12 protein-coding genes are annotated in these 12,630 nt (G+C 42.7%); 11 read left to right on the top strand and 1 reads right to left on the bottom strand.

Annotated elements, in window-relative coordinates:
- The first annotated feature begins 18 nt into the window (after window positions 1–18).
- Window positions 19–585: a class D sortase gene (locus QRN39_RS02940; protein ID WP_137054860.1), complete on the top strand. Its 567-nt coding sequence runs from the start codon at window positions 19–21 to the stop codon at window positions 583–585.
- Between the two features lie 37 nt (window positions 586–622).
- Here the strand turns inward: QRN39_RS02940 and QRN39_RS02945 are convergent, their stop codons facing one another.
- Window positions 623–1,531 (bottom strand): RluA family pseudouridine synthase, encoded by a 909-nt coding sequence (locus QRN39_RS02945; protein WP_284906186.1) that lies wholly within the window; start codon window positions 1,529–1,531, stop codon window positions 623–625.
- A gap of 108 nt (window positions 1,532–1,639) precedes the next feature.
- Here QRN39_RS02945 and QRN39_RS02950 point away from each other — a divergent pair, with 108 nt between their 5' ends.
- The 10 genes from QRN39_RS02950 (at window position 1,640) to glpK (ending at window position 12,569) form a co-directional block, all read left to right on the top strand.
- Window positions 1,640–1,990, top strand: a complete 351-nt coding sequence (locus tag QRN39_RS02950; protein ID WP_003212251.1) for a DUF5365 family protein — start codon at window positions 1,640–1,642, stop codon at window positions 1,988–1,990.
- 310 nt (window positions 1,991–2,300) lie between these two features.
- Complete coding sequence (locus QRN39_RS02955; RefSeq protein WP_003211898.1) at window positions 2,301–2,966, top strand: HAD family hydrolase; 666 nt, start codon at window positions 2,301–2,303, stop codon at window positions 2,964–2,966.
- A 15-nt stretch (window positions 2,967–2,981) separates the two neighbouring features.
- The gene (locus QRN39_RS02960) at window positions 2,982–4,520 is read left to right on the top strand and encodes a bifunctional GNAT family N-acetyltransferase/carbon-nitrogen hydrolase family protein (RefSeq protein ID WP_106032291.1); all 1,539 of its coding nucleotides are present in this window, start codon (window positions 2,982–2,984) and stop codon (window positions 4,518–4,520) included.
- A gap of 125 nt (window positions 4,521–4,645) precedes the next feature.
- Window positions 4,646–5,062, top strand: coding sequence for a VOC family protein (locus tag QRN39_RS02965; RefSeq protein ID WP_050945474.1), 417 nt, complete (start codon window positions 4,646–4,648; stop codon window positions 5,060–5,062).
- An 87-nt stretch (window positions 5,063–5,149) separates the two neighbouring features.
- Window positions 5,150–6,067: an AEC family transporter gene (locus QRN39_RS02970; RefSeq protein ID WP_003212117.1), complete on the top strand. Its 918-nt coding sequence runs from the start codon at window positions 5,150–5,152 to the stop codon at window positions 6,065–6,067.
- Between the two features lie 32 nt (window positions 6,068–6,099).
- Entirely contained in the window at window positions 6,100–7,692 is a 1,593-nt protein-coding gene (locus QRN39_RS02975; RefSeq protein ID WP_253622784.1) for a PucR family transcriptional regulator, read from the top strand.
- Window positions 7,693–7,947: 255 nt separating this feature from the next.
- A complete protein-coding gene (locus QRN39_RS02980; protein ID WP_137054855.1) occupies window positions 7,948–9,288 on the top strand; it encodes an aspartate aminotransferase family protein in 1,341 nt (446 codons plus the stop codon).
- Window positions 9,289–9,470: 182 nt separating this feature from the next.
- On the top strand, window positions 9,471–10,028 hold the full coding sequence (locus tag QRN39_RS02985; RefSeq protein ID WP_003212480.1) for a glycerol-3-phosphate responsive antiterminator: 558 nt from the start codon (window positions 9,471–9,473) through the stop codon (window positions 10,026–10,028).
- A 213-nt stretch (window positions 10,029–10,241) separates the two neighbouring features.
- Window positions 10,242–11,057: an MIP/aquaporin family protein gene (locus QRN39_RS02990; RefSeq protein ID WP_003211784.1), complete on the top strand. Its 816-nt coding sequence runs from the start codon at window positions 10,242–10,244 to the stop codon at window positions 11,055–11,057.
- A 15-nt stretch (window positions 11,058–11,072) separates the two neighbouring features.
- Window positions 11,073–12,569, top strand: a complete 1,497-nt coding sequence (gene glpK / locus QRN39_RS02995) for a glycerol kinase GlpK (protein ID WP_003212099.1) — start codon at window positions 11,073–11,075, stop codon at window positions 12,567–12,569.
- The last annotated feature ends 61 nt before the right edge of the window (window positions 12,570–12,630 follow it).

Below are 12,630 nucleotides of genomic sequence, written 5' to 3' on the forward strand. Positions count from 1 at the left end.
AGGCAAAGGAGTTTAAGCATGAAAAAGTGGCTTGCACTGACTGTGATGACAGCCGGGATTGTGCTGCTCGGCTGGGGGATATGGCAAATCGCATCGACTCATCTTCAAACAGCCCAATCATTAGACGAAGCGAAGAAGGTCGTGGCGGACGATCAAGGGATGTCCAAGAAGCAGTTTGCTCCTGAAATGGGGAGAGCCTCTGGCATCCTGACGATTCCAAAATTAAAAGCAGACCTTCCCATTGTCGAAGGGACGGATGCGGATGACCTTGCAAAGGGAGTAGGACACTACAAAGGCAGTTATTATCCGGATCAAAATGGACAAATCGTCCTTTCTGGCCATCGTGACACGGTGTTTCGCCGGACAGGCGAACTGGATATTGGAGATCAACTGAAAATCACTGTGCCGTATGGTGAATTTATATATGAAATCACACATACGAAAATTGTTGATCAGCATGATACATCCATCATTACGTTGCAGAATGAAAAGGAAGAGCTGGTGTTAACCACATGCTATCCTTTTCATTTCGTCGGCAATGCGCCAGAGCGGTATATTATTTATGCAAAAAGAGTGTCTGAATAAAGAAAAAGAGCCTGCTTTTCATACGCAGGCTCTTTTGTTAATGGATGATTTGACTCATGAACTGGTCCATATCAGGTGGTAGAGGTGCTTCGATGATCAGATGCTCACCTGTAAAAGGATGTTTCATGTCTACTTGCTTGGCGTGAAGAGCACACCTATTGATGTAATCACGAACTCCGTCATATAATGTATCCCCAGCTAGTGGATGCCCGAGACTGCTCAGGTGGACACGAATTTGATGCGTTCTACCCGTTTCTAATTGAAGTTTAACGGCTGTCAGTTGCAGACGTTTATTCATGTCCATGACCTGAAAATGAGTCACAGCTTTTAGCCCATTAGGGGAGATTCTTCGTCTGACTGCATGGTGTTTGTCACGGCCGATCGCTGCATCGATGGTGCCTTTCTTTTTTTTGAAAAGTCCCTCTGCGATGGCGATGTATGTGCGTTTGATTGTTTTTTTAGAAAGCATTTGATCAAGAGCCGCATGGGCTAATCTATGCTTTGCAAAAATGACGGTGCCGCTCGTGTCTTGATCAAGCCTGTGGATATGTCTTACCCGCTTTTCTTCACCATTTGCTTGAAAATGGAATGCCACAAGATTTGCCAGTGTGCCTGTTTGTCCTTGTTCATTCGGATGAGTTGGCCGGCCGGCAGGTTTTTGCACAATTAATAAATGCTCGTCTTCAAAGAGTACCTCTAATTCACCATATTCCGGTGTCACATCACTTTCTTCTGTTTCAAATAAATCAATGATGATCTGATCGCCTTGACTGACTTTAGCTGCGTGATGGGCAGGCTTTTGATTTAAACGAACTTTTTGATGCTCCATCCAAAAGTGAATAATCGGTTTTGATGCAGAGACGGCTGTCTTTAAAAAATGACTGAGTGAAGTGTGATGATACTGCTCGTCTACTTTGAGTGAGAGCGTGTGTCCTTTTATGATCATGATATCCGTTCCTTTCTATGGGTATATATAGGAAACACTTACCTTGGCGAACGCCTTTTTTTCTGTGCTATTCTGAATAAAGAATAACGACAGAGAGGTAGATGTCACGTGAGATTAATGAAAGCTGCTACAGACCTGCAAGAGCAGGCAATTGAAGAAATATCAAAGGATGTTGAAGATCTTCTTTCTCATGCTGTCAATGGACAGCAGCGGGATATGCGTCAAAAAGATCGCTCCCTTACCTTTATTGATGGTGTATATAACGGGACGATGGATGATGCTTTTCGTATTTTATCGGGACTTCAGCTATTACATACCATTATTGTAAAACCGAAACGTCATCTCACCAAACGAGATCGTGAGCTATTCGAGCGAAACCGTGAGCAGGTCAACGCCTGCGGCTTTTCTTTTCCGTTTGATCTCGACGATTTTGCCAGCCGTCACCTTCAAAATGCGTAAAAGATGGTGTGAACTTCCTTGTTAACTTACAAGGCCCTCGCACATACTATTTTTAAGGGAACGGAGAAACCTTTAAGATCTGTAATACCAAACCCGCTCTTTTTCAACATCGCCTATTTCTCCACGAATCGGAGCGCTTGGATCTCTTGCAGAATGAACCGAACATGGGTAGGAGCCTCACAAAACGGTGCAGGCTCCTTTTATACATAATCATTTTAGCAGACATTCATCTTTGAAAGTCAATTTTATTCACGATATGATAGCATTGAGTATATCTTTAAGACTTTTGTAAAAAAAAGGAGTGGCCTCGTTGGTAAAGGCGATTATATTTGATTTTGACGGATTAATTTTAGATACAGAAACACATGAATATGAGGTTTTACAAGAAATGTTTGCGGAGCATGAGTCAGATCTGCCTCTTTCCGTATGGGGCAAGGTCATTGGGACGCAGGCAGGCTTTAAGCCATTTGAATATTTGGAAAAGCAGCTAGGAAAGACACTGGATCATGAGACACTCACAGCAGATCGGCGTTCTCGTTTTCAAAAAAGAATGAAGGACGAATCAGCAAGACCTGGTGTAGAAGCTTATTTAGAAGCGGCAAAGGAGCTGGGGATCAAGATTGGACTTGCTTCCAGCTCAGACTATAAATGGGTGTCTGATCACCTGAAGCAGATTGGTCTTTTCGACTATTTTGAATGTATCCGCACGTCAGATGATGTGGAAGAAGTGAAACCAAATCCAGAGCTCTATTTGCAAACCGCACGCTGCTTAGGGGTAGAGCCAAAAGATTGTGTGGCATTTGAGGATTCTGTAAATGGATCAGTAGCTGCCAAACGGGCAGGTATGAAATGTGTCATCGTCCCAAACAAAGTGACGAGCACGCTGCAATTTGAAGAATATGATGTCAGATTAGAATCCATGGCTGAAATCGAATTGCTCCAGCTATTCCATCAGCTTGAAAAAGAGGATCAGTAAGGGGGCAAATACATCATGGCAGAAAAACTAGACTTAACGCGGTTTGAAAAAAGAATGGAGATCCGTAATATCCGGGAAGAGGATATTGACCGAATCATTGCCTTGCAAGAGGTATGCTTTCCAGGCATGGATCCTTGGAAACGAGAGCATCTTGAAAGCCACCTTGAGCATTTCCCAGAAGGGCAGTTTTGTGCTGAATTCGAGGGAGAAATCATTGGCTCTTGTTCAAGTTTATTAATTAACTTTGATGAATACGATGATCGCCACACATGGCAGGACATTACAGATGATGGGTACATCACAAACCATAATCCGGATGGGATGAATATGTACGGAATCGAAGTCATGGTGAGTCCTGAATACCGACGAATGAAAATTGGACATCGCTTGTATGAAGCAAGAAAAGACTTGGCAAGAAGATTAAATTTAAAAAGCATCATCATTGGCGGGCGCATTCCGAACTATCATAAATACCAAGAGGAAATGACGCCTCGCCAGTATGTTGAGCAGGTCATGCTTCACCAAATCTATGATCCCGTTTTATCTTTTCAGCTGTTAAATGAATTTAGTCTCATGCGGATCAATCCGAATTACTTGCCTGATGATAAAGCATCCAGCACATATGCGACGTTAATGGAATGGAACAATGTCGATTATCGCCCGCAATCGAAAAGATATTTTAAATCGGCGTTTCCTGTTCGAATTTGTGTGATTCAATATGCGATGAAACAAATTCACTCCTTTGAAGAATTTATGAATCAGGTCGAGTATTATGTGGATGTTGCATCAGATGCATCAGCTGACTTTGCGGTATTCCCAGAAATTTTCACGACGCAGCTCATGTCTTATTTAGAAGAGCGGTCACCTAGTCTTGCCGTGCAGCGGATCACGGAATATACCGAGGACTACATTAATTTGTTCACAGACCTTTCTGTGAAATATAACATTAATATCATCGGCGGGTCCCACTTTGTAGAAGAAGAAGGGAAAATCTACAATATTGCCTATTTATTTAGACGTGATGGAACGATTGAAAAGCAATATAAGCTTCACATCACGCCGAATGAAAGAAAATGGTGGGGGATTTCAGCTGGTGACCAGGTCCGGGTATTTGATACGGATTGCGGCAAAATTGCGATCCAAATTTGCTACGATATTGAATTTCCTGAGCTTGCACGGATTGCAGCTGACAAAGGAGCGAAAATTATTTTCACTCCGTTCTGTACAGAAGACCGCCAAGGCTATTTAAGAGTACGTTACTGTGCACAGGCGAGAGCGGTTGAAAACCAGATTTATACCGTCATCTCTGGAACAGTTGGCAACCTTCCGCAAACCGAAAATATGGATGTTCAATATGCACAATCGGCTATATTTGCCCCATCAGACTTTGAATTTGCAAGAGATGGGATTGTAGGAGAGTGTAATCCAAACATTGAGATGGTTGTCGTTGGGGATGTCGATTTAGAAATTTTAAGAAGACAAAGGCAAGATGGGACCGTACGTCAGCTGAAAGACCGAAGAAGAGATGTGTACCATATTGAATATAAGAAATAATGATGGAAGCGCCTATCGTTGAGGCGCTTCTTTTTGATAACATATTTTTTTCAATTGCCAAAGGGATGCTGAAGAAAAAGCTGAATATACTGAAAGGAGATTATGTGTTCAAAAAGGAGAGGAACATGGGGCGACAATCTAAACATCTGTATATCAATTTGCCGGTAAATCATGTGAAGGAATCTATCGCTTTTTTTGAGCAGCTGGGCTTTGAATTTGAGCAGCAGTTCACGAATGATCAGGCGGCCTGTTTGGTCATTGATGACACGATCACCGTCATGCTGTTGTCACTCAGGCATTTTCAGTCCATTTCAGAGAAACAATTAGTGGATGCAAAAAAAGCATCAGAGGTGATTATCTCTATGCGTGTTCATTCACGAGAAGAGGTCGATGAGCTTGTCGAACAGGCAATGGCAGCAGGCGGTTCACCGTTTAAGGAAAAGCAGGATCATGAGTTCATGTATGGATGGAGCTTTCAGGATCTTGATGGTCATTTGTGGGAAGTGTTTTATATGGATGAGGAGAGAAGCGGCCTTTCATAAGGGTGCTTCTTTTTTATTGTTTATCAATGGTATGATAATGAGGAGCAGAAGGAATCTGGAATTCAACTAAAGAAAAGTAGGTGCAGCATGGAGTTTTTACTTGTCTTACTGCCAGTGTTCGGCATATTCCTGATCGGGTATATCGGGCAGAAGGCGATTGGTTTTGACATACATACGCTCTCATCAATGTCTTTATATTTAATGTCACCATTTCTTGCGTTTGAAACCTTTTATCAAAACAAAGTGTCGATGGACTATGTGTATTTATCCATTTTTGTTGTCGGACTTTGTCTTGCACTTATTTTATGTGTCTTTATTTTATCTCGTATTTATGGGTATTCGAATGAAACGTATTGCGCCATGATTTTGTCGTCAGCCTTTATGAACAATGGAAACTATGGAACGCCTGTTGTGCTTCTTGTCTTCGGAGCAGCAGGCTTGGATATTGCGATCGTGTTGATGGTGCTGCAGCAGCTTGTCATGAGTACAATCGGCATGTATTATGCAGCAAAGGGCGGGGAGGATGCGGGAGATGGAAAGGTCGTCTTGAAAAAAGTACTGCGTATGCCAGTTGCTTATGGGGCACTCATCGGTCTATTATTTCAGCTGATTGACCTTTCATTACCTAAAGAGCTGATGACGGGTATTCAGCTTGTGGGGAATGCTGCCATTCCGACGATTATGCTTATTTTAGGTATGCAGCTTGCTGTGATTTCTTTTAAGCAAGTGGATTATCGCAATATTTCTTATGCTGTATTGCTGAAGCTGTTTATCTCCCCACTCATTGCATTTGGCTTTACGCTTATTTTACCGGTAGATGATATGGTGAAACAAATTATGATCTTAGTGGCAGCCATGCCGACAGCAGCAAATACCACGCTGATGGCTGTACAATTTCGAACGAAGCCTGAGTTTGTCTCAAGCACGACATTTCTCAGTACAATCTTAAGTATCGTGACATTACCAGTTTTATTATGGATTTTATCCATGCACCCTCTGGGATAGGGGATAGGCGGCAAACAAAGGGGGACATATGAATGAATGTAGATGTTCATTTCCAAGTGAGTGACGTGTTGAAAACGAAGCATTTTGCGCATGCAAAAGTGTTAGCAGGGGAAAAAGGATTGTTTCGGCAGGTCAAATGGATACATGTGTTAGAAGTGCCTGATGTAGAGGATTTATTAAATGGAGGCGAGCTTATATTAACAACAGCCGCAGGCTTCCATGACCAACTGGATGTGTTTCAAGCGTTTTTACGACAGCTGATTGATTCAGGGGCGGCCGGCTTGTGTATTGAATTTGTTCCGCTAAGATTCGAAGTGCCGGAAGAATTACTGACCTATGCAGAAGAAAGAGATTTTCCGCTTATTCTGTTTACAAAAGAAGTGAAGTTCGTCAACATCACGCAGCATCTTCATACGATGATGATCGAGCGTCAGTATCAAATGATGGCTGATTTAGAAGCACTGTCATCAAAGCTAAATGAGCTTTTGCTGACCCCGCATCCGCAAATGGATATATTGGATCAAGTGTATCAGCACGTAAGGGGGATACTTTTACTCCTCCCTATTCAGGGCGAGCCGATTATTTTATGTGATTCTTCCAAACAAACCGAAGAACTGGTCATGAATTATTTGCAGTTTGCTTCCGTGCCAAAAGGATACGAAGTGACACAAAAACAAGTGCTTGCGCTCAAACAAACATTTGCAGATCTTGTGCTCATTCATCAAGCGGACACGCTCTCTGAATTCGAACTGCTTGTAATGGATAAAGGAGCGAATGCTCTAGCCCAGCAAACATTAAGAGAGCTTTATACAGAAGAGCTGAAGAAGACAAAAGAAAATGAATGGCTGCAAAAATGGTTTCAAGAAGAGCATACAGAACAAGAGATCATAGAGCACCTAGAAGAAACAGAAGGGGTGAAAAAGCCAACTGGCTGCGTAGTCTTGCTGTTTCAAAAGCATCATCAAATTGAACAAATCACAGGGAATCTTTACTTTCTTGTCTCTTGCCGCTCCATTTTTCAGCGTGCTGGTTTCCATCTGATTGCATATGAGCATCAAGAACAAACCTTGTTTATTTTATTAAACACGAGAAAGAAAGAGGACTGGAAAGAGCGTGCAGAAAAGGCTGCAAACGACATCAAACAATTGTATGACCGGGAGCAGCCCCGAGGGGCCGAGATCAATTTCGGTATCGGACAATATTGTGAAAAGTTTCAGCACATGAGAAAAAGCTTTCAAGCAGCCAAAGAAGTGCTGCATTTAAAAAAAGTGATGCCTCAGCGGGTGGAAAGTCCATTTTACCAAGATCTACATATGCTCCGTCTCATGCCTATGATGAAGGAAAGCGGTCTGCTTGAATGTATGGTGAAAGAGTATTTAGAGCCCGTGATTGTATACGATAATCAAAATAGCGGGAGACTCTATCAAACGCTAAATATCTTTTTACAGACAAACGGTTCTAAAAAAGAAACCGCAAGCCAGCTCTATATTGTTAGGCAAACCCTCTATCATAGACTGGATAAACTGCATGCCTTGCTCGGTGAGGATATGATGCAGGCGCCGAAACGACAGGCGCTTGAATTTGCGATTCTTGCCTATGAATTCCTGCAAGGAAATCGACGTTAGCAGAGTGTGCTCCATTTTGCCAAGGCATCAAGAAAAGTGTCTTATGCTGGTGTTCAATCAGTTGACGATCTGTCTAATGTAATCGGCCTGACCCCTTTTTTATAATGAAAGTAACGATTGGTTCTCTCTTACGGGCGGCCTGGTTCCAGTTTCATATGCCTCACGTTTCATCCATATAATGAATGGAGAGGCAATGTGCTGCTGAATTGGTCTAAGCTTCTTTAATGATGAAAACGGATACATGGGGGCGGGAAGATGAAAATACATGAGCAGGCTCAAAATCTTCAGGCAAAAGATGATCAGTTGATCTGGCATCAAATGAAAGGAACAAACAAGGAAAATGAAAGTATGGTCATTCACGAGGCAGAAGGCGCATGGGTGACAGATATTCATGGAAATCGTTATTTAGACGGGATGTCAGGCCTTTGGTGTGTAAATGCCGGATATGGCCGGAAAGAGCTTGCAGAAGCGGCGTATAAGCAATTAAAGACAATGCCTTACTATCCGCTTACACAAAGCCACGTGCCGGCGATTCAGCTGGCTGAAAAGCTAAATGAGTGGCTTGGCGGGGACTATGTCATCTTCTTTTCTAACAGTGGCTCTGAAGCCAATGAAGCTGCATTTAAAATGGCCAAACAATATCATACGCAAAAAGGAGAAAGTACTAGGACAAAGTTTATCTCCCGGTACCGGTCGTATCACGGCAATACAGCAGCGGCTCTTGCCGCAACCGGTCAAGCGCAGCGTAAATATAAATATGAACCATTAGGTCAGGGCTTTATTCATGTCGCACCGCCTGATGTGTATCGTCATCCTGAGGATCAAGAGAATCTGGCAAGTGCTATGGCAATAGATCAGGCCATGACGTGGGAACTAAGTGAGACGATAGCTGGGGTCATTATGGAGCCGATCATTACGGGCGGAGGTATCCTAATGCCGCCAAAAGGGTATTTGAAGAAGGTCAAAGACATCTGTGAAGCCCATGGAGCGCTTCTCATTGTAGATGAGGTCATCTGCGGATTTGGCCGGACAGGGAAGCGGTTTGGTTTTATGCATGAGGAAGTAAAGCCGGATATTATCACCATGGCAAAAGGGATCACAAGCGGTTATTTACCGCTTTCTGCAACGTGCGTGAAACGAGAAATCTATGAAGCCTATGCAGGAGAAGATACGTATGACAGGCTGCGTCATGTGAATACATTTGGCGGGCACCCTGCTTCCTGTGCGGTGGCACTTGCCAACCTAGAGATTATGGAAAACGAGCAACTGGTGGAACGGTCCGATGCGCTCGGCCGGGATATGCTTGAACGTTTGCAAGAGTTAAAAGAACACCCATTTGTCGGAGATGTCAGAGGAAAAGGCTTGCTGTTTGGCATTGAGCTTGTTCAGGATCAACAATCCAAAAAACCAGCTGAGCCACATGTCGTCGGTCAATTGATTGCTGAATGTAAAAAACGCGGACTAATCATCGGGAAAAATGGGGATACAGTGGCCGGCTATAATAACGTTGCCCAGCTTGCACCGCCGCTTAATATAACAGATGATGACGCCTCATTTATCATCAATACCTTAAAAGAAAGCATGGCACAGCTATAGCAGAGAGACTTCTCTGCTTTTTTTATGGAATAAAAGTTTGCTTTTCATCATTTTGAGCTAGTTCTCTGAAGATGATGTGAGATGAAATCGGTATTGGGCACACTAGGTGTATTGAAAAATAGAAGAGTTTCAATTACTGTTAGGAGAAGACTGATTCAATACACTTTTGAAGGAGACGGCTTATGAGTTTTCATGATCAACCCATTTTACCTGCTGTACGCAATATGAAGCAATTTGAGGAATTTTTAAAAAGTCCATTTACATATGGTGTTTTACTTGATGTTCACTTAGGCCGGCTTAAGGGCATCATGAATGAGGCAAATGCTCATCACAAAAAAATGTTTGTCCATGTCGATCTCATTCACGGGATTAAACATGATGAGTATGGAACGGAATTTATTTGTCAGGAAATGAAGCCAGCAGGAATTATTTCTACTAGGTCTTCTGTCATAGTAAAAGCCAAGCAAAAAAAGGTATATGCCATTCAGCGAATGTTTTTACTTGATACGAGTGCCATGGAAAAAAGCATGGAGTTCGTTGGGAAACATCGTCCAGATTTTATTGAAGTATTGCCGGGCGTCGTGCCAGATTTAATTACAGAAGTGCGCGAGCGAACTGGGATCCCGATTTTTGCAGGCGGATTTATCCGTACAAAAGAAGATGTAGAAAGAGCGCTTGAAGCAGGGGCTACAGCAGTGACGACCTCAAATACCACCCTTTGGAAAGCGTTCCAAAAGTGAAAAGATAAAATGTGAATATTTATTGACAACGTTTTCATCCTCTGATACTATAGCACTAAGTTAATATCATGTGATGGAGAAACGGAGATCCACAACAACGCTTTACTAGGTGACAAATGACCCTGATGTAAAGTATGTTTGTTGTGGATCTTTTTCTTTATCTTTTCTACACATTCATAGGGGATGGCAACTGAACCAGAGGAGGAATTTTTCATGACACCATTTTGGGGAGAAGTCGTAGGTACAATGCTGCTCATTATTTTTGGAGGCGGTGTGTGTGCGGCAGTTAATTTAAAGAAATCACTCGCATATCAATCCGGCTGGATTGTAATCGCTTTCGGGTGGGGATTTGCAGTAGCCATTGCAGCATATGCAACTGGTGGAATTAGTGGAGCTCATTTAAACCCTGCACTCACAATTGGGCTTGCGCTAGAAGGAAGTTTTCCTTGGGCTGATGTTCCAATGTATATTGTTGGTCAAATGCTTGGCGCATTAATAGGGGCTACTATTGTCTTTTTACATTACTTACCGCACTGGAAAGCAACAGATGATCCAGGTGCAAAGCTAGGCGTATTCTCAACTGGTCCTGCGATTCCGCATACTTTTGCAAACGTACTTAGTGAAGTCATCGGTACATTTGTATTGGTTCTAGGAATTTTAGCGATTGGTGCAAATAAATTTGCAGACGGAGTCAATCCGCTGATTGTTGGTTTCTTAATTGTTGCAATTGGTCTTTCTTTAGGTGGAACAACTGGTTATGCAATTAACCCTGCACGTGATTTAGGTCCGAGAATCGCACATGCGATCTTGCCGATTCCAGGGAAAGGCCCATCGAACTGGAAGTATGCTTGGGTGCCAGTCGTTGGTCCAATTTTAGGCGGCGCATTTGGCGGTGTTTTCTATAATGCAGCCTTTAAAGCGAACGTCACTCCAGCCTTTTGGATTGTAAGCGTTATTTTAGTTGTGGTATTGTTAGGACTCTATATCACTACGAAAAACCAAACAAATGCTGTAAATGAAAGTATGTAAGGGGAGGAAAACATCATGACAAAAGAAAAATATATTCTTGCACTAGATCAAGGGACAACAAGCACAAGAGCGATCTTATTTGATCAAGAAGGCAAAATTGCACATACAACTCAGAAGGAATTTAATCAATATTTTCCGAACCCAGGCTGGGTAGAACACAATGCAAATGAAATTTGGAGCTCTGTTCTATCGGTCATTTCAACTGCTTTAATTGAATCAGGAATTGAAGCAGACCAAATCGCTGGTATCGGAATTACGAACCAACGTGAGACAGCGGTTGTTTGGGATAAACATACAGGCGCACCTATTTACAATGCAATTGTTTGGCAGTCAAGACAAACATCTGGCATTTGTGAAGAGTTAAAAGAACAAGGACACAATGAAACGTTTAGAAATAAAACAGGTCTTCTTATTGATGCTTATTTCTCAGGTACAAAGGTAAAATGGATCTTAGACAATGTTGAAGGTGCCCGTGAGAAAGCAGAAAATGGCGACTTACTGTTTGGCACAATCGATACTTGGCTTATTTGGAAGATGACAGGCGGTAAATCACACGTCACAGATTACTCCAATGCGTCAAGAACATTAATGTTCAACATTTACGATCTGAAATGGGATGAAGAATTACTTGATATCCTTGGCGTACCGGCTTCTATGCTTCCAGAGGTGAAACCATCTTCACACATTTATGGTGAAACAACTGACTATCACTTCTTCGGCAGAAATATTCCGATTGCAGGAGCGGCGGGAGATCAGCAGGCTGCTTTATTCGGTCAGGCTTGCTTTGAAGAAGGAATGGCGAAGAACACATATGGTACAGGATGTTTCATGTTGATGAATACAGGGGAAAAAGCCATTAAGTCGGATCATGGTTTATTAACGACGATTGCATGGGGCATTGACGGCAAAGTTGAATATGCTTTAGAAGGAAGTATTTTCGTTGCTGGCTCAGCGATTCAATGGCTGCGTGATGGACTCAGAATGTTTAAAGACTCGAAAGACAGCGAAGCTTATGCAGAGCGCGTTGAGTCAACAGATGGCGTATACGTCGTTCCGGCATTCGTTGGTCTAGGCACACCATACTGGGATAGTGATGTCAGAGGCGCTGTATTCGGGTTAACACGCGGTACTTCTAAAGAGCACTTTGTCCGTGCAACGTTAGAATCACTTGCTTATCAAACGAAAGATGTGTTAGATGCGATGGAAAAGGATTCAAATATTTCATTAAAAACATTGCGTGTGGATGGCGGAGCTGTAAAGAATGATTTCTTAATGGGCTTCCAAAGTGATTTACTGGATGTGCCTGTAGAGCGTCCAGAAATTAATGAAACGACGGCACTCGGTGCGGCCTATCTTGCGGGAATAGCAGTTGGCTTCTGGAACGACCGTTCAGACATTGCAAAACAGTGGAACCTTGACAAGCGCTTTGAACCTAAGATGGAGGAAGGCAGCCGTGACTCGTTATATAGCGGGTGGAAAAAGGCTGTAAAAGCAGCTCAAGCTTTCAAATAAACCAAAAGTATGATATACTTCAATTAAGTTAATAGAACGGTTGGAGAACTGGAGAGACCGC

Source organism: Bacillus sp. lyk4-R2A-2 (assembly GCF_030209735.1).
In the GTDB taxonomy this organism is placed as follows: domain Bacteria; phylum Bacillota; class Bacilli; order Bacillales; family Bacillaceae; genus Bacillus; species Bacillus pumilus.